The 22,896-nt window shown below is 39.7% G+C and carries 23 protein-coding genes; 4 read left to right on the top strand and 19 right to left on the bottom strand.

Annotated features, from left to right (window positions below):
• The first annotated feature begins 68 nt into the window (after positions 1–68).
• Together rpmB and rpmG are read left to right on the top strand one after the other, a co-directional pair.
• Positions 69–305, top strand: coding sequence for a 50S ribosomal protein L28 (gene rpmB, locus A1D18_RS02295; RefSeq protein ID WP_071662211.1), 237 nt, complete (start codon positions 69–71; stop codon positions 303–305).
• Between the two features lie 18 nt (positions 306–323).
• The gene (rpmG, locus tag A1D18_RS02290) at positions 324–476 is read left to right on the top strand and encodes a 50S ribosomal protein L33 (RefSeq protein WP_071662210.1); all 153 of its coding nucleotides are present in this window, start codon (positions 324–326) and stop codon (positions 474–476) included.
• 69 nt (positions 477–545) lie between these two features.
• Here rpmG and lysS read toward each other — a convergent pair whose 3' ends face one another.
• From lysS to A1D18_RS02200, 18 genes are all read right to left on the bottom strand, one after another.
• Positions 546–2,060, bottom strand: coding sequence for a lysine--tRNA ligase (gene lysS / locus A1D18_RS02285; protein WP_071662209.1), 1,515 nt, complete (start codon positions 2,058–2,060; stop codon positions 546–548).
• Positions 2,061–2,168: 108 nt separating this feature from the next.
• Positions 2,169–3,267, bottom strand: a protein-coding gene (gene prfB / locus A1D18_RS02280) for a peptide chain release factor 2 (protein ID WP_216095016.1) whose coding sequence is annotated in 2 segments (ribosomal slippage) — positions 2,169–3,191 and positions 3,193–3,267 — 1,098 coding nt in all. Because the reading frame shifts where the segments join, the coding sequence is not laid out codon by codon here.
• 53 nt (positions 3,268–3,320) lie between these two features.
• Positions 3,321–4,502, bottom strand: coding sequence for a DesA family fatty acid desaturase (locus A1D18_RS02275; protein WP_071662508.1), 1,182 nt, complete (start codon positions 4,500–4,502; stop codon positions 3,321–3,323).
• A gap of 98 nt (positions 4,503–4,600) precedes the next feature.
• Complete coding sequence (locus A1D18_RS02270) at positions 4,601–5,173, bottom strand: BON domain-containing protein (RefSeq protein WP_071662207.1); 573 nt, start codon at positions 5,171–5,173, stop codon at positions 4,601–4,603.
• 15 nt (positions 5,174–5,188) lie between these two features.
• A complete protein-coding gene (gene nuoN, locus A1D18_RS02265; protein ID WP_084028701.1) occupies positions 5,189–6,649 on the bottom strand; it encodes an NADH-quinone oxidoreductase subunit NuoN in 1,461 nt (486 codons plus the stop codon).
• On the bottom strand, positions 6,646–8,199 hold the full coding sequence (locus A1D18_RS02260) for a complex I subunit 4 family protein (protein WP_071662206.1): 1,554 nt from the start codon (positions 8,197–8,199) through the stop codon (positions 6,646–6,648). Before A1D18_RS02260 ends, nuoN begins: the two co-directional genes overlap by 4 nt.
• 18 nt (positions 8,200–8,217) lie before the next feature.
• Positions 8,218–10,128: an NADH-quinone oxidoreductase subunit L gene (gene nuoL / locus A1D18_RS02255; protein WP_071662205.1), complete on the bottom strand. Its 1,911-nt coding sequence runs from the start codon at positions 10,126–10,128 to the stop codon at positions 8,218–8,220.
• 6 nt (positions 10,129–10,134) lie between these two features.
• On the bottom strand, positions 10,135–10,440 hold the full coding sequence (gene nuoK, locus A1D18_RS02250; protein WP_071662204.1) for an NADH-quinone oxidoreductase subunit NuoK: 306 nt from the start codon (positions 10,438–10,440) through the stop codon (positions 10,135–10,137).
• Positions 10,437–11,033 (bottom strand): NADH-quinone oxidoreductase subunit J, encoded by a 597-nt coding sequence (locus A1D18_RS02245; protein ID WP_143750425.1) that lies wholly within the window; start codon positions 11,031–11,033, stop codon positions 10,437–10,439. The genes nuoK and A1D18_RS02245 overlap by 4 nt, the downstream gene beginning before the upstream one ends.
• A 66-nt stretch (positions 11,034–11,099) precedes the next feature.
• A complete protein-coding gene (nuoI, locus tag A1D18_RS02240; protein WP_071662202.1) occupies positions 11,100–11,597 on the bottom strand; it encodes an NADH-quinone oxidoreductase subunit NuoI in 498 nt (165 codons plus the stop codon).
• Positions 11,594–12,622, bottom strand: coding sequence for an NADH-quinone oxidoreductase subunit NuoH (nuoH, locus tag A1D18_RS02235; RefSeq protein WP_071662201.1), 1,029 nt, complete (start codon positions 12,620–12,622; stop codon positions 11,594–11,596). The genes nuoI and nuoH overlap by 4 nt, the downstream gene beginning before the upstream one ends.
• A complete protein-coding gene (nuoG, locus tag A1D18_RS02230; RefSeq protein WP_071662200.1) occupies positions 12,612–14,993 on the bottom strand; it encodes an NADH-quinone oxidoreductase subunit NuoG in 2,382 nt (793 codons plus the stop codon). The genes nuoH and nuoG overlap by 11 nt, the downstream gene beginning before the upstream one ends.
• A 144-nt stretch (positions 14,994–15,137) precedes the next feature.
• Positions 15,138–16,421 carry an NADH-quinone oxidoreductase subunit NuoF gene (gene nuoF / locus A1D18_RS02225; RefSeq protein WP_071662199.1) on the bottom strand — a complete coding sequence of 428 codons (1,284 nt, stop codon included), beginning with the start codon at positions 16,419–16,421 and terminating at the stop codon, positions 15,138–15,140.
• A complete protein-coding gene (locus tag A1D18_RS02220) occupies positions 16,411–16,920 on the bottom strand; it encodes an NADH-quinone oxidoreductase subunit NuoE family protein (RefSeq protein ID WP_071662198.1) in 510 nt (169 codons plus the stop codon). The genes nuoF and A1D18_RS02220 overlap by 11 nt, the downstream gene beginning before the upstream one ends.
• The gene (locus tag A1D18_RS02215; protein ID WP_071662197.1) at positions 16,917–18,170 is read right to left on the bottom strand and encodes an NADH-quinone oxidoreductase subunit D; all 1,254 of its coding nucleotides are present in this window, start codon (positions 18,168–18,170) and stop codon (positions 16,917–16,919) included. Before A1D18_RS02215 ends, A1D18_RS02220 begins: the two co-directional genes overlap by 4 nt.
• Positions 18,171–18,177: 7 nt before the next feature.
• On the bottom strand, positions 18,178–18,870 hold the full coding sequence (locus A1D18_RS02210; RefSeq protein ID WP_071662196.1) for an NADH-quinone oxidoreductase subunit C: 693 nt from the start codon (positions 18,868–18,870) through the stop codon (positions 18,178–18,180).
• 2 nt (positions 18,871–18,872) lie between these two features.
• Positions 18,873–19,355, bottom strand: coding sequence for a NuoB/complex I 20 kDa subunit family protein (locus A1D18_RS02205; RefSeq protein ID WP_071662195.1), 483 nt, complete (start codon positions 19,353–19,355; stop codon positions 18,873–18,875).
• Complete coding sequence (locus A1D18_RS02200) at positions 19,346–19,702, bottom strand: NADH-quinone oxidoreductase subunit A (RefSeq protein ID WP_071662194.1); 357 nt, start codon at positions 19,700–19,702, stop codon at positions 19,346–19,348. Before A1D18_RS02200 ends, A1D18_RS02205 begins: the two co-directional genes overlap by 10 nt.
• A 253-nt stretch (positions 19,703–19,955) precedes the next feature.
• Between A1D18_RS02200 and A1D18_RS02195 the strand changes: the two genes are divergently transcribed.
• Positions 19,956–20,588, top strand: a complete 633-nt coding sequence (locus A1D18_RS02195; protein ID WP_071662193.1) for a hypothetical protein — start codon at positions 19,956–19,958, stop codon at positions 20,586–20,588.
• A gap of 105 nt (positions 20,589–20,693) precedes the next feature.
• On the top strand, positions 20,694–21,434 hold the full coding sequence (locus A1D18_RS02190) for a hypothetical protein (protein WP_071662192.1): 741 nt from the start codon (positions 20,694–20,696) through the stop codon (positions 21,432–21,434).
• Positions 21,435–21,462: 28 nt separating this feature from the next.
• Here A1D18_RS02190 and A1D18_RS02185 read toward each other — a convergent pair whose 3' ends face one another.
• Positions 21,463–22,560 carry a D-alanine--D-alanine ligase family protein gene (locus tag A1D18_RS02185; protein ID WP_071662191.1) on the bottom strand — a complete coding sequence of 366 codons (1,098 nt, stop codon included), beginning with the start codon at positions 22,558–22,560 and terminating at the stop codon, positions 21,463–21,465.
• Positions 22,561–22,896: the final 336 nt, after the last annotated feature.

Genomic DNA, 22,896 nt, shown 5'->3' with positions numbered 1-22,896 from the left:
CAATCTGCTGCATTTTTGGTATAAAAGCGGACATTATTCTATATAATCAATCTGCATTGGGGACTATTATGGCTAGGGTCTGTCAGGTAACGGGTAAAAAGCCCATGGTGGGGCACAATGTATCTCACTCAAACCGAAAAACTAAACGTCGTTTTCAGATTAATCTCCACGTTCGGCGCCTTTGGGTAGCTGCCGAAAAACGCTTTGTTAAATTAAGAATAACTGCTGATGGTTTACGGGTTATTGAAAAGCAAGGCATTGATAAAGTACTCGCTACGCTACGTCAGCGTGGCGAAAAAGTCTAAACCGGGAAGCATTATATCATGCGTGATAAAATTAAATTAAAATCTACAGCGAGTGCCTACTACTACACGACTAGTAAAAATAAGAAAGCTACACCGAATAAATTAAAATTTAAAAAATATGATCCTATCACTCGCAAACATGAAGTGTTTGAAGAAGATAAAATTAAATAGTTAAAACTATTAATAGCCTGCCCAAATGATTCCATTTGCGAGCAGGCTTTTTTGTGTTCTTGCTAGACGCTATTCACTTTTAGTTTCTGGACGCATTAACGGAAACAAAATAACGTCTCGAATCGACGCTGAATCAGTAAATAACATCGCTAATCGATCAATACCAATACCCTCACCAGCAGTGGGTGGCAAACCATATTCCAGTGCTAAAATATAATCTTCATCATAGGGCATTGCTTCTAAATCACCCGCCAATTTCGATCGACTTTGTAGTTTAAAGCGTGCTGCTTGATCTTCTGGATCATTTAACTCAGAAAACCCATTTGCTAATTCTCGTCCTCCGATGTAAAGCTCAAAACGATCCGCTAATTGTGGGTCGTCATTATTACGTCTAGCTAAAGGTGATACATCAATCGGATATTCAGTAATAAACGTGGGTTGTTTTAATTTTTGCTCAACGGTTTCTTCAAATACGGCAAACTGTAATTGCCCGACAGACTCACTCGCTGGAATCTTTAAATCAGCGGCAATTTTTTGTAATGTTCTCAATTCAGTCACATCTTTCAACTGCCACTGCGGATTATATTCAAGTATGGCATTAATCACACTTAAACGTTTAAATGGCTTGGACAAATCATAGGTTTCTCCTTGATAAGTCAACTGTTCAGTGTCCAAAATAGTTTGCGCTAATTCACGAATCAATTGTTCAGTTAAATCCATTAAATCATGATAATCGGTATAAGCTTGATAAAATTCCAACATCGTGAACTCGGGATTATGTCGAGTCGAAAGTCCCTCGTTACGAAAATTACGATTAATTTCAAAAACTTTTTCCATACCACCCACGACTAAACGTTTTAAATGTAACTCTGGCGCCACACGTAAAAACAATTCCATATCTAAGGCATTATGATGGGTGATAAAAGGTCGTGCTAAAGCACCGCCAGGCAAAACATGCATCATCGGTGTTTCAACTTCAACAAAACCACGCTGATTTAAAAACTGACGAATTCCATTGATCAGTTGGGAACGAATTTGAAATGTTTTTCGAGTTTTTTCGTTGCTAATCAAATCTAAATAACGTTGTCGATAACGTTGTTCTTTATCCGACTCAGAAAGACCATGAAATTTATCTGGTAATGGACGTAAGGATTTACTTAATAAATAAACCTTTTCTGCCTTTATAGAAAGTTGATTGGTTTTAGTACGAAATAGGACACCAACAATGCCAACAATATCACCCAAATCTAAACGTTTAATCACTTCAAAATCTTCTAGTCCGATATTGTCTTGTTTAACATAGACTTGCATTTTCCCTGACATATCTTGAATATCGAGAAATAAACTTTTACCCATATCACGTTTTAACATAACTCGACCCGCAAGTCGGACAGAAAAATTCTTTTGATGTAATAGTTCAGCATTCGCTTGTTCAAATTGGATATATAAATCAGCTGCCAAGCTATCGCGACGAAAAGTATTCGGATAAGCATCAGAAATTTGTCGTAAATCGTTTAATTTCGCCAGACGTTGCGAAAATAAATCTTCAGTATTATGGGAGATCGTTATTTTTTCATGGCTCATGATAAATTTTTCCAAACTTACAGATTTTAAATCTGTCCTAGTTTAGCAGATGATAGCAAGAAAAAAGTAATTATTCCCAGCAATATATACTCATAGCGAAGCGTATAATTATAATCCTGCCTTTAAACTGGCTATCAAAAAAGGATTAAGATGACCATTTAATACCGCTTGCGTATTACCTGTTTCAACCCCCGTGCGAAGATCCTTAATTCGCGCATCATCTAATATATAGGAACGTATCTGACTACCCCAACCAATATCGCGTTTCAAAAACTCTTGATTTTGCTTTTCTTCAGCGCGTTTTCGTAATTCCAGTTCGTATAATTTTGCACGTAATTGCTTCATTGCTTGATCACGGTTTTTATGCTGCGATCGATCGCTTTGTGATTGCACCACTACACCGCTAGGAATATGTGTGATGCGCACTGCCGAATCGGTACGATTAACATGTTGTCCACCTGCACCACTAGCACGATAGGTATCAATACGTAAATCCGCTGCATTAATTTCTATATCGATGGACTCATCAACTTCGGGTGATACAAATACTGCTGCAAAGGACGTATGACGGCGTTTGTTCGCATCAAAAGGCGATAAACGGACTAAGCGATGCACGCCGGTTTCGGTACGCAACCAACCATAAGCATATTCACCTTCAAATTTAATCGTGGCACTTTTTATTCCTGCAACTTCGCCGGCAGAGACTTCTATTAAATCAACTTTAAAATAATTTTGTTCTCCCCAACGTAGATACATACGTAATAACATTTCTGCCCAATCTTGCGCTTCAGTACCCCCTGAGCCGGCTTGTATTTCTAAATACGCAGAATTTTTATCTAATTCATGTGGAAACATTCGTCTAAATTCGAGTTGTTCTAGACGGGTTTCTAATAGTTTCAATTCTTGAGGCAGCGTAGCTAATAAATCATCAGCCCCTTCATTAACAGCTAAATCATGCAGATCTTTGATATCGCTAAGACCCTTTTTCAATTGCTGAAAGATCTCGACAATTTGCTGCAATTGCGCGCGCTCTTTGCCTAAGTGTTGAGCTTTTCCAGGATCATTCCAGAGAGTCGGATCTTGTAACTCATGATTTAACTCTTGGAGTTTTTCAAGTTTACTGGGATAGTCAAAGGTACCTCCGTAATTCACTACTACGGTTTTCAAGTTCTTTGATTTTTTGAATAATGGGTGCCGTTTCAAACATAAAGAAAATAATATGAACAGAAAAATTATTTTTTATAGGTCCTATTTATTATTTTAAGTTAATTTTTTTTGCGTCGAAAATCCGGCTAAACTTATCGCAAATTTCCGTAACGCATGCACACCCGTTGCCTCGGCTTGTTTACACCAATCCTGTAAGGCTTCTAATAACTCGCGCTGCGTTGCTGTGGTACGGCCCCAAATCGCCTGTAGTTTAAGACGGTACTGATAAACTAACGCTAACATATGATGATTATCTATCACTTCAGCTATTTGCTGTTTACCTTCTTCGTTTAATAAAGACTCAGTACGAATTAATGCGATCTTAGCCCGCTTTAATAACGCTTTACTGCTAGTATTCGCTTTTAGCTTTTCTTCATGCAAGACCGGTAATAACACCTCACGACTATAGCGCGCCAACACTTGAAAACGATTCGTAATCAATGCGGCTAAAGTATCTGAATCAATCAGTGATTTTCCTGGAATATTCTCAAGTTTGGGTGATACTCGTTTTACCTTGGATAAACCTAAAAATTGTAATAAGCGAATATAAACCCAACCCAAATCAAATTCCCACCATTTGACCGAGAACTTAGCTGAAGTTGGAAAGGTATGATGATTATTATGCAATTCCTCACCACCAATAAAGGCGCCTAAAGGAATAATATTTCGCGCCGCATCAGGACATTCAAAGTTTCGATAGCCCCAATAGTGGCCGATACCATTCACCACACCCGCGGCAAAGAAAGGTATCCAAGCCATCTGTAAAGCCCAAATGGTAATCCCAGGAATACCAAATAAAATCAGATCAATAACAAACATCAATCCAATACCTGCCGCGCTATGCTTAGTATAGACATGTCGTTCTAACCAGTCATCTGGTGTCCCTTGACCATAACGGTCCATCGTATCTTGATTTTTAGCTTCGTCACGATACAACTCAGCACCCTCAAAAAAAACTTTTTTAATGCCTCGAGTTTGCGGACTATGTGGATCTTCGTCCGTTTCACACTTAGCATGATGTTTACGGTGAATAGAAACCCATTTTTTGGTTTCCATACCCGTGGTCAACCAGATCCAAAAACGGAAGAAATGACTAATGGCGGGATGCAGCTCTAAAGCACGATGCGCTTGAGATCGGTGCAAATACACCGTGACACCCACAATAGTGATATGCGTTAAAATTAATAAGGCAACGACATATCCCCAAAAAGATAAATTTAATACACCGTATAATATTCCCACAGTAACCTCTTTATATTTTAAGCCTATCCTAAATAGTCACTTTTAGTATAGTCAGTTTGCTGAACTTAAAGTTCATTTATAAAATTTAATTCTTATTCTTCTTTATATTCTATTAACTTAACCACTTTTTTCACACCCGAAGACTCTCTTGCTATCGTTACGGCTAAATCAGCTTGTTTCGGCGTCGCAATCCCCAATATATACACCACGCCGTCTTCAGTGACTATCTTAAAATTATTCGATTTAAGCGCTCTATTAGCAAACATCTTAGCCTTAACTTCTGAAGTGATGCCCACATCTTGAGCACGTCGGTAAACGGTTGTGGGTATCCCTAGAACAATTTCATTAAATACACGTCGGACTTTCGGAATACTCTTGGCATAGTGTTCTGCCTTAGCTTTTAAGGCCTCATCATAGGCTTGACCTGTTAATAAAACCACTCGATTATAACTCACCGCGGAAATATGCGTTTCGGCATTGAGTACCGGATCATTAGCCAGTTTTCTATTAACCCTAAAGTTTATTTCCTCATCGGCTTTAATCCTATTAATAGGACGCGGATCGGTCACCAAACTGCCGGTCGTTGCACTACCGGCTACAAAAGCACCTGCCAGACAACCTTGTAATCCCAATGATAGGATTAAAATAATAAAAATTTTTTTCATTTCGTTTTCTCGCCTCTAATAAACAGGGTGGTTAATAGTAAAAAAAACCGCTTTGGCCAGCCAGATTAACTGACTGGGAAATAAACCGAGAACGAGGAGTAGTATAGCATTAATACTCAGTGCAAGGTAGGCATCAGAGGCTACGCTTAAACGGGGTATAGTGGGTTCAGGCTCCTCAAAATACATCACTTTTATGATATAAATGTAATAATAAGCACCAATAATAGCAAAAATAATAGCCAAAGTGGCTACCCATAGTAAATGGGCTGAAATTAGAGATTCTAATATACCTAATTTAGCAAAAAAGCCGATAGTCGGTGGAATTCCCGCCATAGAAAACATCGCTAACAACATCATTAACGCTAGCCAAGGATTACGCGCATTCAACCCTCTTAAGTCACTGATTTGCTCAACCTGACCTGATTGACTCATCACGACTAATAAACCAAATGCGGCCAGAGCCATTAGCCCATACGCCAGCATATAAAAGAGGCTCATGGCATATCCCATGGCCGTGCCCGCAACTAAGCCGAGTAAGCCATAACCCATATGGGCTATAGCCGAGTAAGCCAACATACGCTTTAAATTACTTTGCACGATAGCCACTAGATTGCCCAAACTGAAGGATAAAATAGCAATAACGGCTAATAAGGGCTGCCAATAGCTGAGTAAGCTGGGCATGGTATCAACTAATAACCGGATTGCCAGTGCTAAACCAGCTATTTTCGGTGCCGCACTGATAAACAAAGTAACCGGTGTGGGCGCACCTTGATAGACATCTGGAACCCAAAACTGGAAAGGTGCCGCACCAATTTTAAATGTGATACCCGCCAGGATGAAAATAAGTCCCGTGCTAAGTAATACACTGGATTGTCCTCCTGTGAGTAAAGATTGATGGATAGCAGGTAAGATCAGGGAATGAGTAGCGCCATACAGCAAAGAAAGACCATATAAAAATAAAGCAGATGCCAGCGCGCCTAAAATAAAATATTTCATCGCGGCTTCGGCCCCTTGACTCGATTGGCGTTGTAAAGCCACCATCGCATACAGCGGAAAGGATAAAAGTTCTAAACCCAGATAAAGGGTTAATAAACTATTCGCCGACGTCAATATCAACATGCCTAGTATTGAGAATAAACCTAATAAATAATATTCCCCCGCATGAATGTGAAGAGTTTTAATCGCATCACGTGCATAGACAAAAGCAAATAAGCTGAAGATCAAAATGCACAACTTAACAAAATAAGCGACCAGATCCCAAGTAAAATGTTGGTGAAACAAAAATTGTGCCGGAACGTGATGTAAATGGATAAGCAATGCCAATGTAATCACTAGACTCACTTGAGTCGCACTATAGGTGATCAAATTGGATTTCTGTTGCACAAATAAATCAAGTAACAGAACTACACAGGTCATCAACAATAAAGCGATTTCAGGAAGTGCAGGAAATTGAAGTAATTGTTGTAATGTCATCATAATTTAGTTTGCAAACTCCAATGTAAAATTGAGTCTATCGAAGCATGCATGATCGTCAATAAAGGAGCTGGATAAATACCGATAAAAATAATTGCCAAACTTAATAAAATAAACACTAATTTTTCAAAGCCATGGATATCACTCGTTTTAGCGACCAAGGGATTCGTTATTTCACCAAAAAATACGCGCTTGTACATATAGAGTGTATAAGCCGCACTAATAATTAACGTGCTTGCAGCAAGCGTGGTAATCCAGAAGCTGGCTTGCATCGCACTGAAGATGATCATAAATTCACCAACAAAGCCCGCCGTACCTGGCAAACCGACATTCGACATGGCAAACAACATGAAAAAAGACGCCAATAAAGGCATACTGGTAGCAAGACCACCATAATTTTTGATAAGACGACTCCGAAATCGGTACGCCAACATCCCCACCGCTAAAAACATCGCCCCTGAACTAAAAGCATGGGAAATCATCTGTACCATCGCGCCTTCTAAGCTCATATACGCCATTAGTGTATTATGGCTATGTGTCATGATGGGAAATAGCATAAAACAACCCAACACCACAAAGCCCATGTGCGCGATCGAGGAATAAGCAATCAAACGTTTCATGTCCACTTGCGCTAAAGCGACCAAGCCAATATAGACGATAGCAATCAAGGCCAGCGCTATCATAAAACCATCTAATAAACGACTGGCATCCGGAACTATCGGTAACGTAAAGCGCAGAAAACCATAGCCTCCTAGCTTTAACATTAATGCCGCTAATACCACTGATCCGCCCGCGGGTGCTTCGGTATGCGCATCAGGTAACCAGGTATGTAAAGGCCACATCGGAATCTTGACTGCAAACGCAATTAAAAAAGCGATAAAGATCCATATCTGCACAGGCAGACTGAGTGGTATCGGATAAAAATGGGCAATCAAAAAATCATGCGTTGGGTTATGTACACCGAGATACAGTAATGCAATCAACATCAATGCCGAACCGAAAAAGGTATATAAGAAAAATTTTATCGAGGCATACGAACGGTTATCACTACCCCACACCCCTATACTCAAATACATAGGAATGAGTATTGCTTCCCAAAACACATAAAATAAGATTGAATCAGTCGCAGCAAATGTTCCTACCATCATCCCTTGCATGAGTAAAAACGCCGCCATATATTGAGCAACTCGTAGATTGATACTGCGCCAAGCCGCCAAAATAACCAGTAAAGTAGTAAATACTGTTAATAAAATGAGTGGTAAAGAAATACCATCGACACCTAAAGCGTAATTAATATTATAAACAGTAATCCAAGGGATATTTTCTTGAAACTGCATACTGCTTAAAGCAGGATTAAAACCCAAATACAACGGTACACACAATAGCAACGTTATCAATGAAGTGATTAAAGCGATAACACGGGCGCGTTGGGGGTAACGATCGCCATTAAATGCAATTGCCAACACACCGCCAAGCACTGGCAACCAGATAAGTAAACTTAATAAATGGTTGTGTATGAACAAAGCGAATTGATAAACTAAAGTTAATAACATTCTTATACTACAACTAATTTACAAGGAATAAGCCAATAAAAAAATAATAATTCCAAACACCATAATGAATGCATATTGATAAAGATAACCTGACTGAAGACGACGCAATACGTTGGATAGCCAACTAATACATCTTCCTGATCCGTCAATCAGTTTCTCGTCGAGTACATTCGTATCAATATTAAAAAATAATTTTGCTAAACGTTGGCCACCATTGGTAAATACGGTCTGATTAAATGCATCAAAACCATATTTATTGATTAAAACACGATACAACCAAGCAAAATGTTTTTTCATCCAGGCAGGAATAGCAGGAAATTGCAGATAAAAAAACCATGCCAAAACGATACCTATGGCAGAAAAAATAGTTGCGGCACTTAACAGATGCTCAGTTGCCATCCTGTTATGATTGGGCAACACACTAAGACTTCCAGCGAGTAAACCTGGCACATTTAAAAAAGACTGTGCTAATAAAAGCCCTGCAATGGCAGATGGAATGGCTAATACAATTAAACTAAATTTAACTATCGTAGTGGTTTTTTGATAATGCTTAATAGGTACGCGAGCTTGAGTATGAAATACTAAGAAAAAGGCACGAAAAATATAAAATGCCGTAACCAATGCACCGATTAAGACACAATAATAGGCATAAGGCGCTGCGGGTAAAGTTGATGCATGAACCGCATCGATAATAGCATCCTTAGAATAAAAACCTGAAAAAGGAGGTAATGCCGCCAATGCTAAGGCACCGATTAAAAAACAAACATAGGTGATCGGCATCACTTTCGCTAAGCCACCCATTTTACGAATATCTTGTTCATGATGCATCGTTAAAATGACTGAGCCTGCCGCTAAAAATAATAAGGCTTTGAAAAAAGCGTGCGTCACTAAATGAAACATACCTGCTGCATACGCCGAAGCGCCTAAACCAACCATCATATAGCCCAGTTGCGATAAGGTGGAATAAGCAATGATGCGCTTTATGTCATTCTGTACCATCGCCACTAAACCCATAAATAAAGCCGTGGTAGCACCTAAAATTAAAATAAGATTTAACACACTCGGCGCATATTCATATAAAGGCGAAAGACGTGCCACTAAATAAACACCGGCTGTAACCATCGTAGCGGCATGAATCAACGCTGAAATAGGTGTAGGACCTTCCATCGATTCAGGCAACCAAACATGTAACGGTATTTGAGCAGATTTTCCCATTGCACCAATAAATAATAGAAAACAAATAACAGCAATTACTGAATAAGAAGTGTGTGGAAAAATACTGATGCTCGCAGCTTTCAGTGCAGGCGCAGCATGAAAAACTTGGGAATAATCTAAGCTACCAAAATAATTAAATAATAAAGCAATGCCCAAAAAGAAACCAAAATCACCGACTCGATTAACCAGAAAAGCCTTTAAACCTCCGGCATTTGCTGCTTCGCGTTTAAACCAAAAACCAATCAACAAATACGAAACTAAACCCACTGCTTCCCAGCCAAAAAACAATTGGAGAAAATTATTTGCACTCACCAGCATCAACATCGCAAATGTAAATGCCGACATATAACTAAAAAAACGCTTATAACCTGGATCCCTGGCCATGTAAGTGACACTATAAATATGTACTATCAACGAGATAAATGTCACGATAAGAAACATCACCACCGTTAATGGATCAACTAAAAACCCGATATTAAAGCGAAATTTACCGGTGAAATCCCATAAATAAAGATTTTCATCATACGTCCCACCATGTAAAAAAAAGAGCTGATAAGCAAAATACAGCGATAAAACAAATGAAATAGAAACCCCTAAAATAGTGACTGAATGTGCCAACCTGTCACTGACACGTCGACCACCTAAGCCTGCAAACAAGGCTCCTGCTAAAGGGCATAATACCAATGCCAGATTGATTAACTGATAATGACTCATTATCAACTACCCCTTTAAACGATTTAAGGCATCGACTTGTACGCTATGTCGGGTGCGGAATAAAACAATTAGTATCGCTAAACCGATAGCGGCTTCAACGGCTGCCACGGCTAACACAAAAAACACAAACACTTGGCCGGATAAATCTGCAAAAAAATGTGAGAATGCGACAAAATTCATATTCACGGCCAATAATAGTAGTTCGACACACATCAGTAAAATAATGATATTTTTCCGATTAATCAGCAACCCTAGTAAACCCAAGCTAAATACGATAGCGGCGAGTATTAAGTAATAATTTAACGGAATCATTTTTTTCTCTCCGCTGGCATTTTTATAATTCGTAATCGATCCGAAGGCTTAACCTTAAGTTGCAATTCAGGTGCGATCGCTTTATTCAAACGCTTTTCACGAAAACTTAAAGCAATGGTCGCAATAATACCTACGAGCAATAAAACACCGGTAATTTCAAATGGATAGACATACTGTGTATACAGTACATCGCCTAAGGCTTGTGTATTACTCGCTTGTGCAGATAATGGCAGCAGCCCTGCTGTGCCTGAAAGCGGAAATACCGCATAGATAAGTAATGCCAATAAAATCAGTACGCTGATTACAGCAAAGAATACGTAACGCACGAAGCCGTATTGTTTTTTAGCGTCATCAATATTTAAGGTCATAATAACGAATAAAAATAGTGTCATGACCGCACCCACATACACTAAAACCAAGATTAGACCTAAAAATTCTGCCTCTAATAATATCCATAAAGCAGCGGCGGAAAAAAAAGCTAATACTAAAAACAAGGCGCAGCGAACCGGATTACGCGAAATGATCGTCATTAAAGCCGCAGCAATTAACAATATAGCAAAAAAATAAAATGCGCAGGATTGAATAGGAATGATCATAATAACGCTTTAACTATTTTAAAATCTAACAACGAAATTAAACAAAAAGCAACGATTTTGGTTTTAACGGTAAGGGGCATCTTCTTCCCTTTCTTGTGCTATCTGTTTTTCATACCGATCACCGATGGCCAGCAATTTTTCTTTGGTCATAATCTCCTCACCACGATTTTCAAAATGATAATGTGGAATATTGGTTTCGACGATGGCATCTACCGGACAGGATTCTTCACAAAATCCGCAATAAATACATTTAAATAAATCAATTTCATATAAGGTCGTGCGTCGCAAGCCATCATCACGCGGCTCTGCTTCAATCGTAATGGCTAACGCTGGACAGACTGCTTCACATAATTTACACGCAATACAGCGCTCCTCACCATTGGGATAACGACGTAAAGCATGTAAACCGCGAAAGCGGACTGAACGTGGCGTTTCTTCTTCGGGAAATTGGATCGTCACTTTTTTCTTAAAAAAATGTCGGCCGGTCAAGCTCAGTCCCTTAAAAAGTTCCCAAAGCGTAAAGGTTTTAATAAGCTGTACTATTTTTCTTAACAAGTTCATGCGTTAAACCAAGGGCCCCATTTAAATTGTACCGCTAATGCCACGATTGATATCCAAAGTAAAGTCACTGGAATTAACACTTTCCAACCTAAACGCATTAATTGGTCGTAGCGATAACGTGGAAAAGTCGCTCGCGACCAAATAAAAAGACCTAAAAAACTAGCCATTTTGATAAAAAACCAAATGATACCAGGAACCCAAATCAATGCCTTATCTAAAAAGGGGATGCCTTGAAAAGGTGATAACCAGCCGCCTAAGAACAATAAGCTAGCAATCGCTGAAATCAAAATCATATTCATATATTCAGCGAGAAAGAATAAAGCAAAACTCACACCTGAATATTCAACATGAAAACCAGCAACGATTTCAGATTCTCCTTCTGCCAAATCAAAAGGGGCACGATTGGTTTCAGCAATTCCGGAAATCCAATAGCATACGAAAAGTGGTAATAGCGGTAACCAATACCAATGCCAAATACCTCCCTGCTGACGCAACACAATATCATGTAGATTCATGCTACCCGCCGCTAATAAAACACCGACAAATGAAAAGCCCATAGCAATTTCATACGAAATAGTCTGCGCCGCTGCCCGTAACGAACCTAGCAAAGCATATTTAGAATTCGTCGCCCAACCTGCTATTAAAATGCCATACACACCCAAAGATGTAATCGCAAACAAATAAAGTACACCCGCATTAATTTGCGTTAATGCCAACCCTTCGCTAAATGGGATAACGGCCCAAGCGGCTAACGCCGGTGCGATCGTAATAATTGGGGCTAAAATAAATAAATAACGATTTGATGCTGTAGGAACAATAATTTCTTTGGTAATGAGTTTAACGACATCGGCAATCGGTTGTAGAAAACCTAAAGGTCCCACCCGATTCGGTCCTATCCGAGTTTGCATATAACCGATGCCCTTACGTTCAATAAAGGTTAAATACGCTACGGTAAACAGTAAAGGGATGGTAATGACAATGATCTTAATCAAGATCCAAATTAATAACACTAAATCATTCAGCATAGAGTTTAACCTCGCCAAATGACTCGCCCAAAGCGGCGGTTTCTTCACAACCCGCAGCAATATAAACACAATGATCAGGTAGTCCTGCTTGTATCGACAAAGGTAATAAAGCCTGCCCTAATCCTTGTTCGATACGAATTAATTGACCCGAAGTAAAATTTAATTCACTGGCTAATGCGGAGTTCATCGCAACAGTAACGGGAGCATTCGTTGCTGAAGCCTGTAATGCGATTGATCGACGTACCAAACTATCAATACCATAAATAGGCCATTCACTAATACGCAAAATACGTTTCGCATTTGAATTTTTTTCTGTGTTGCGACTTAAGTCGATAATTAGTTTTTGTTTATTATCAAGTTTAGCGGCCATAGACGCTAATCCAAGATATTCCAGTAATGTGGGTTCCAATTCTTCACGAATAAAGGCATGATCGGATCGACTAAAGTGGGCTAACTCCAAACTCTTGCCTAAAGTTTGCAGAATTTCCCATGCAGAACGTGCTAGACCTAGCGGTGGCATTGCTGCTGAAAAGGTTTGCCAACAACCCGCCATATTGATAAAGCTGCCTTCAATCTCAGCAAATGTTGCCATCGGTAAAATGACATGCGCATGATCTAACAACGATTTCGCTTTAAAAGGTGATAAAGCCAAGACAAAATCGGCTTGCTTTAATGCCTGACTGACACGTTGCGGATTAGCACAATCTAAAGTGGGTTCGATATTCAATAAAATAAATGCGCGTAAATCGGCATTGATCATCTCAGCGGCGGATAAACCAGGTTCAGCAACGGAAACACCCCCTGGCAAACGATGTGGTACCGCACCGGTTAACCAAGCCCCAGCACTATTCGCACCTTCGGTAAAAGTCACACAGCGTGCACCCGTTTGGGCAGCAATAAACTGCGTTAATGTTCTAATTAAACTCGCTTGCGGATGATTATGCGCTAAAGCACCTAAAACGATCACGGAATTTTTTGACGCTTTTAATTGTTCAGCTAAATCACTTTGCACGAGACTGGACGTAATCGCTGGAAACGCTGCGATCGATTTTTCATCTGCCAAGTCTTTCGCAATACCTAATAAAGTCGGTATCAATGCATCAGGACTCACGCACAGATTTTCATGCAATGTAAAAGGAACACTGATATCCACACAATGGAGACTGGCAATTTTTGTTCCAGCTAGATTTGCTTTGCGTAAACGATGTGCAGCTATCGGTTGTTCACGCCGAATATTAGAACCCACCAACCAAACAAAATTAGCCTTCTCGAATTCAGATAGCGTGATCCCTGGCGGGCAAAGCGTTGCCTGCATTTGATCAGACACATCGGTTTGATGCAAACGATGATCAATATGCGATGACCCTAAGCTACGCAATAATTTTTGGAAAAAATAAAATTCTTCTGTCGTACTAGAAGGTGAAATTAAACCTCCGATAACGTGAGGGCCTTGTTTTTTCAGAATTTTTTTAAACTCAGTCACCACTTTTGCTAATGCAGTTTCCCAATCGACAATAAACCATTGTCCATTTTCTTTAATATGCGGTTTTGTCCATCGTTCTTTACTATGAATACCCAGATAACTATATCGATCGCGATCCGATATCCACGTTTCATTGATGGCTTCATTTTCACATGGCACTGCCCGCATCACCTGTCCACGACGGGTATGCAAATAAATATTAGAGCCTAAGCAATCATGCGGTGCTATTGAAGCGGATTGTTGTAATTCCCAAGCACGTGCAGTAAATCGAAAGGGTTTTGACGTCAATGCCCCCACAGGACAAAGATCAATTATATTCCCCGATAATTCCGATTCCAAACTATGTTCGATATACGTGCTGATTTGCAAATCTTCGCCACGATTCAGTGTCCCTAATTCTTTAATTCCAGCAATTTCCTGACCAAAACGTACACAACGGGTACATTGGATACAGCGTGTCATTTCAGTTGAAATCAAGGGCCCAAGATTATCATCTTTGACTGAACGTTTACCTTCAGTAAACCGTGACAGTGAGGAACCATAACCTAAGGAAAGATCTTGTAATTCACATTCGCCGCCTTGATCACAAATAGGGCAATCTAAGGGATGATTAATCAATAAAAATTCCATCACCGAACGTTGTGCTTCTTTAGTTTTTGCTGATGTAGTAAAAACTTTCATACCGGCTGTTACTGGAGTAGCGCAAGCCGGCAATGGTTTTCCGGATTTTTCAACCTCGACCAAACACATACGACAATTAGCAACGATGGAAAGTTTTTTATGGTAGCAAAAACGCGGAATATAAATACCTGCTTTATCAGCCGCTTCTATAATGGTGGCATTTTGTTCGACGTATAGTGTACGACCATCTATTTCAATATCTATCATATCACCCCACCACTTGCTTGCCTGTTAGCTTTCACGTAACAAGCGCACTGGGTGGCACGGGAAACCACTTTCTTTTGTGGCATAAGCCAACAAAAAAAGTGTTTCCCAGTAACAGGACCCAGAGCACTCCTAACGAATAAAAAACTAACATTCATGAGTATCACCGACTGGACACCGCTTATTTTCAATATGTTCAATAAAATCATGACGAAAGTGTTTAATAAAACTTTGTACTGGCATCGCCGCCGCATCACCTAAGGCACAAATGGTATGCCCCATAATCTTTCCTGCCACACTCTCTAATAAATCCAGATCACTCAGTCGTCCTAGGCCGTGTTCTATTCGGCGTAATACACGCCACACCCAACCGGTTCCTTCACGACAGGGAGTACATTGACCACAGGATTCTTCTTTATAAAAATGTGCAATACGCGTTAAAATTTTCACCATGCAAGTCGTTTCGTCCATGACGATCACCCCGCCAGAACCTAACATCGAACCGGCTTTAGCAATCGAATCATAATCCATCGTTGTATTCCATATCGCCTCTGCGGTTAATACCGGCATAGACGATCCGCCTGGAATCACTGCTTTTAAGTTTCTCCCGTCTTTCATACCCCCTGCCAGTGCTAATAGTTCTTTAAATGGAATACCTAAAGGCACTTCGTAATTACCCGGTTTATTGACATGACCCGTCACACTGAATAATTTACAACCACCGTTGTTAGGTTTCCCTAATTCTAAAAACCATTGCCCCCCTTTTTGTAATATCACCGGAACGGAAGCTAAAGTTTCCGTATTATTAATGGTAGTCGGACGCCCATATAAACCATAATTCGCTGGGAAAGGTGGCTTAAATCGCGGAAATCCTTTTTTTCCTTCTAGAGACTCCATTAAAGCGGTTTCTTCACCGCAAATATAAGCACCGGCGCCTAAATGGTTATACAGTTGAAAATCAAATCCGGAATCTAAAATATTAGTACCTAATAAACCGGCTTCATACGCTTCTGCTATCGCTGTTTCACAGCGCTCAAAGGGCTCATAGTATTCGCCACGTATGTAGTTATAACCCACACTAGCGCCCATCACATAAGCGGCAATAGCCATCCCTTCAATTACTTGATGCGGATTAAAACGTAAAATATCGCGATCTTTGCAGGTTCCAGGTTCTCCTTCATCCGAATTACATAATATGTATTTTTGACCCGGAGCGCCCCGCGTAATAAAGCTCCATTTTAAGCCCGTCGGAAACCCTGCTCCCCCACGACCGCGTAAATAAGAAAGTTTCAATTCAGCAATAATTTTTTCCGCAGGCGTTTTTTCTTTTAGGATCTTTTCCCAGACTTGATAGCCACCCACGCGCCGATAATTAGCGAGACTCCATGGCTCGTCAAAATGTAAGGTACGGAAACAAATATCATTCGCCATCTAAGTTATCCAAGATTTTATCTATTTTTTCAGGTGTTAAATCTTCATAATAACGATGTCCGATATGCACTACCGGGGCGTTTGCACAAGCACCTAAGCATTCGACTTCACGTAAAGTAAATTTTTCGTCAGCGGTTGTTTCGCCGAGATTAATTTGCAAACGATTTTGCAAATGTTTAACAATCTTGTCGCAACCGCTCAGCATACAAGAAACGTTAGTACATACCCCAATTTTATGCCGACCTATCGGTTTAAGTTCATAAAGCGTATAAAACGTAGCCACTTCATAGGCTGTCACGCGTGACATCTCTAAATAATCGGCCACGGCATCAATTAAGTCTTGAGATAAATACCCTCCATTATAATCCTGCGCTAGAGTCAACGCCGGTAACACCGCCGATTGTCTACGATCAGGCGGATATTTCTTGGCCCATTTTTCAATAGCGATTTTTAAATCATCGGGCAATATTTCGCTTTTGTTATTCGTCACTTGCTTCATCGATCGATTTCACCAAATACGATATCAAGACTGGACAGTATAGCGACTAAATCAGCAATCATATGTCCGGAAACCAATTCATTTAAAGCCGCCAAATGTGGAAACCCCGCTGCGCGTATTTTAACCCGATAAGGTTTATTAGCGCCATCCGATACCATATAAATTCCAAACTCTCCTTTAGGATGCTCTATCGCGGCATAAGCTTCACCCGGTGGCACGCAGTAACCTTCACTAAAAAGCTTAAAATGATGGATCAGTGATTCCATATCTTCTTTCATCTGCAAACGCGTCGGTGGCACTACTTTATGCTCGATCAATGTAACTGGACCAGGATTAGCCCGTAACCAACTCACACATTGCTTAATTAAAGCATTTGATTGGCGCATTTCTTCGATTCGTACCAAATAACGATCATAACAATCGCCAAATCTACCTATTGGGATATCAAAATCTAATTCATCATACACTTCATACGGTTGTTTCTTACGCAGATCCCAAGCAACGCCCGAGGCACGTAAAATAGGACCGGTGCATCCTAATTGTAAAGCGCGTTCTGCCGATAATACGCCAATACCGACGGTTCGTTGTTTCCAAATACGATTGTCGGTGAGTAAGGTTTCATAATCGTCTATCCGTTTAGGAAATCGAGTAATAAAACTTTCAATAAAGTCTAATAGGCTTCCCTGTCGATTGGCATTCATCTCGCGCGTTTCTTTCTCATTATGCCATTGTGAAGGTTTATATTGCGGCATTTTATCCGGTAAGTCACGATACACACCACCCGGTCTATAATAGGTGGCGTGCATACGCGAACCTGACACCGCTTCATAGCAGTCGATTAAATCTTCGCGCTCCCGAAAGCAATATAAAAAGACCGTCACTGCACCTAGATCTAAGGCATGCGCACCTAACCATAATAAATGGTTCAAGAGTCGCGTCATTTCGTCAAACATGACGCGAATATATTGGGCGCGTTTCGGAGGCGTCACACCCAATAATTTTTCGATCGCCAAAACATACGCGTGTTCATTACACATCATGGAAACATAGTCCAAGCGATCCATGTAACCAATACTTTGGTTGTAAGGTTTAGATTCAGCTAGCTTTTCTGTCGCGCGATGTAACAAACCAATATGCGCATCGGCCGATTGGATGACTTCACCGTCTAATTCTAAGATTAAACGCAACACACCGTGCGCCGCAGGATGCTGCGGACCAAAATTTAAAGTGTAATTACGTATTTCAGGCATGTAACACTCACTCTGGTTTTTTATGAAAACAGGTTAAAGTATCTTCATTTGTTGTTTTACGAATGGTTTTTGGTACTAAGGTCCGTGGCACCACCGTGACCGGCTGGTAAATAACTCGACCCTCGCTTGCGTCATAACGTACCTCGACATGTCCCGATAACGGAAAATCTTTACGAAAAGGGTGACCGACAAAACCATAATCGGTTAACAAACGTCGCAAATCAGGATGGCCATTAAAAAAAACCCCGTACAGATCAAACGCTTCTCGTTCATACCAATTAGCTGCTGGCCATAATTTAATAATCGATGGCACTTGTGGTGGTTCACCATTAGCAAAAACACGCAAACGTAAACGCTGATTATGCGTGAGTGATAAGAAATGGTAGACCACTGCAAAACGTGACTTAGTCCAAGCCACCGGATGTAGATCACCGGTGGTATCTACACCCCGTTCAAAACCGGTTAAAGTTGATCGTTCGGTCGTCCATTCACTGATGCCATACTCAGCATAGTCCACCACACAAACATCCACGAGTAATTCAAATTTAAAATCCGCTTCATCACGTAGTGCTAAACAAACCTCATGTAACTTTTCAGCAGAAATCTCTAAACTGATTTCGCCACACGCGACAGTTATTTCCTGAATAACAGAATCAAAACGTTGGTTTATTTTTTGGAGTGGTAGCACAGCGTCTGACATACTTAAGTACGCTCAATAAAGTGAGTTTTTTTTATTTTATTTTGTAATTGTATAACGCCATACACCAATGCTTCTGCTGTCGGTGGACAACCCGGAACATACACGTCCACGGGTACAATTCTATCGCATCCACGGACTACGGAGTAGGAATAATGATAATAACCTCCGCCGTTTGCACAGGATCCCATTGATATAACCCATCGCGGTTCGGCCATTTGATCGTAAACCTTGCGTAAAGCGGGAGCCATTTTATTGCATAAGGTTCCTGCAACGATCATGACATCGGACTGCCGAGGACTCGGACGAAATACGATACCAAATCTATCTAGGTCATAACGCGCTGCAGCCGAATGCATCATTTCTACTGCACAACACGCCAAGCCAAATGACATCGGCCATAAGGATCCACTACGCGCCCAGCCCAGTAGCTTATCTAATGATGTGGTGACAAAACCTTGTTGTTGTAATAATGGTTCTATTCCCATTGTAAGGCCCCTTTTTTCCACTCATATATAAAACCTATCAATAATAGACTCAAAAAGATTCCCATTGCTATTAAACCGGGTAGACCAATGTGACGTAAAGAAACGGCCCAAGGAAATAAAAAGGCAGTCTCTAGGTCAAAAATAATGAATAAAATAGCGACGAGATAATAACGGATGTCAAAAGGTAATCGTGCATCGCTAATACCTGGAAACCCACATTCATACGAAGACAACTTCGCCTGATCAGGACGTTGTAAACCCGTTAAATGCCCGATTGATAAAGCTGCCACACCAATAAACAAGCCAAAAGCAATAAAAATCAGTATGGGAAAATAATTCTGTAACATCGTTTTTTCGTTACCCTGAGCAATTTTGTTGCTAGTATACAACCTTCGCTGGGCAAAATTCTATACTTAATGCATCATGTACTTAATTTATATTCATCTAATAGAAGCTGGGTTAACCCAGCAGTTCACTATGAGTGCCATAGAAATCGATTTATTTCAAAAAAATTTCCTGAATATTCTTTATGATTGAGCTAGAATTTAATAAATGCTAGGATGAAAAAATATTAAGGTTGGGAAATTTAAGGAAAATAAAATGTACATTGAAATGGAATATTATTGGCTGCCACTTTCTACTCAACCCTTCTTATTAGGGTGCGATATTGACTTAGTCAAAGAAACTTTAACTACCCTTCTCCACCTCAATGCTGAAAACTCGGCATCCCCCGAATCTATACAATTAGTTCATAACCTTAATAATTATCTCAAAGAATGTGATAATGCTTTTTTAGCCAGTGAACGTATCCGCCTCTTTTTATTATTAAGTCTCTTTGTGAGTGTGATTGTTTCATTTATTGCACTGGCTATCCTACCGGTAAATACACTCAGTATTACTTTAATTTGCATAATTTCATTAGTATTATTTTCGGTTAACGTTTTTACTTTGTTAAACCAAATGCATGGGCACCAACAAGAAATCGATTGGAACACACTCAAAAAACACTGCTCAAATTATACAGAAAAATTATACTCAGAAAATTTTAAGCCAACCCTAACGAACACAACAGAAAAAATTTCTAGCCCTACCTCTGCTCTATGTCTGTTTCCTGCTCGAAAATCTCCAAAAAACAATGAGTTTAAACATAATACACCTCAAAATTCTTTCAATAATTTTGAAAACAATCTCCCTCGTAACAATTTTAGGCATTTACTTTTCAATACACTATAAAAAAATTCAATTCGCTAATCATAATGCACTTATAAACTTTACAATCTATCCGTGCTTAAAATAAACTTAAGCTTCTCTATTTAAAATTTCCTATGAGCAATTGATATGCATAAATGGATTGTCAAGCAAGCTTTTATCTTTATTGTAATCCTCTTATTCAATCGCGCGGTGTTTGCAGAGAATGATTGTGCCTGCCATCCTTTAGTCAATTCTCATCGCCCACAATACATTATTGCCTATGGTTCACTAATAGAAGCCGCCTCAAAAAATGCAACCGATCGGCATAGTGGCGAAAATAAACCGGTTTGGATAGCACACTATCAACGGGGTTGGTTCTCTAAAGGTTTATCGGATGGCTTTAGTACCACTTATCTAGGCGTCATTAAAAGTAAAACCGCACACTTTAATGGCACAATCTTCAATTTACGCTCTCCTAGATCAATCAAACATTACGATGCACGAGAAAAATACTACTGTCGCGTCCTGGTTGCGCCGAGCAATATTCACTTGTTAACTGGAAAAAAATTACCACAAGGACAATTTTGGATCTATGAACTCAAACCTGAATTACTGGCTCCACCATCCGCACGCTATCCTCTAGTCGAATCTTATATCGATATTTTTCTAGCAGGATGCTTAGAGATAGAAGAAAAATATCACTTAAGAAATTTCGCTGCGGCATGCATTAACACCACTAGTGATTGGTCAGTACATTGGGTTAATGATAGAATCTATCCGCGCCGACCTTGGACTTATCAACCACGTGCATTAAAGATCGATGCACTGCTGCAACAACAAATACCAGAGTTTTTTCAAAAAATAAAATTAGAATCTTATGCTGCTTAAATTAAAACTATTTGTATTAAAATTAACATTAAATCGATCTTTTCAGCAACGAAAGACGTTGATGGCGTGCCAAAGCTAATTCGATTAACTGTGTCAATAGTTGTTGATAGGAAAGGCCCGATGCCTCCCATAATTTGGGATACATGCTGATCTGTGTAAATCCCGGGATAGTATTAAGCTCATTAAAATAGATTTTTTGCGATTGTTTTTCAATAAAGAAATCAATTCGAGCCATCCCTGAGCAATCTAAGCAGTTAAAAATTTTTATCGCTAAATGCTTTAATTGTTGCCATTGACCTTCTTGCAATGTGGCCGGAATGATCAATTCTGCACCTTTAGGGTCCAAATATTTGGCTTCATAAGAATAAAATTCGTGGCTCGGTATAATCTCACCGACACGGCTCACTAATGGTTCAGCCCCCCATTGCAGATTTTCTAATACCGCCATTTCAATTTCACGGATTTCAAATGCTTGCTCAAGCAATACTTTAGTACTATAAGTGAAAGCTAATTCGATGGCGGCTGCGAGATCATCTGGTTTTTTTACTTTACTCACACCCAAACTTGAACCTGAATTCGCTGGTTTAACAAACAGCGGATACGGTATTTTTTGCTCAATGTTTTGAATTAGCTGTTCTTTTTTAACTGACCAAAGACCCGAATTAAAGCTTAAAAAGGGCACAACCGGAATTTCGGCGGCATGGGCTAAGCGTTTAGCTACATCTTTGTCCATACCAATAGCCGAGCCTAATACATCTGCACCGACATAAGCCAAACCTAATATTTCTAATAAACCCTGTATCGTACCATCTTCACCAAAAGTCCCGTGTAATACTGGGAAAACGACATCAGGAAGATTTTTTTTGCGCTGGGTTAGTTCTGATAAACTATGCAAGTGCTCAGCCTTTTTAGTCTTTAACACAATTCCATCATTAAGATACAGATGCTGATACTCATTGATATAACCCCGTCCTTGTTTATCGATACCGATAGGGATAACGGTAAATTTATTTTTATCTAAATGTTTAATCACTGATGCAGCAGATAACAGTGAAACTTCATGTTCAGCGGATCGACCACCATACAGAACTGCTACTTTAATCTTTGAATTTTCTTTTAAGGACATAAAAACTCAAGCGCAAGAATAAAAGTTCATTATAGAGCCTAACAAATCTTAATTAAAGCTATCCACAAGTAATAAGACAAATTCTAAAAAAGCAGTAGCACATAGAGATCAGAAAATGAAATCAATTTTTGATTCTTTAGGAGTAAAAATATTGATAGCAAATAAAAAATTAATTCCTATACAGATGAGTACCGGAAACAAGCATTCAACAAAGAAATAAAGCAAAAGCCGGTGCTTATAAAGAAAAAACCCGCGATTAGCGGGTTTTTAGTTGTACAGTAGCCTGGCGATGCCCTACTTTCCCATGGGGGAACCCCAAAGTATCATTGGCGCAGA

The sequence above is a fragment of the Candidatus Rickettsiella isopodorum genome, assembly GCF_001881495.1.
GTDB classification, from domain to species: domain Bacteria; phylum Pseudomonadota; class Gammaproteobacteria; order Diplorickettsiales; family Diplorickettsiaceae; genus Aquirickettsiella; species Aquirickettsiella isopodorum.
This window is presented reverse-complemented; position numbering and strand designations above follow the sequence as displayed.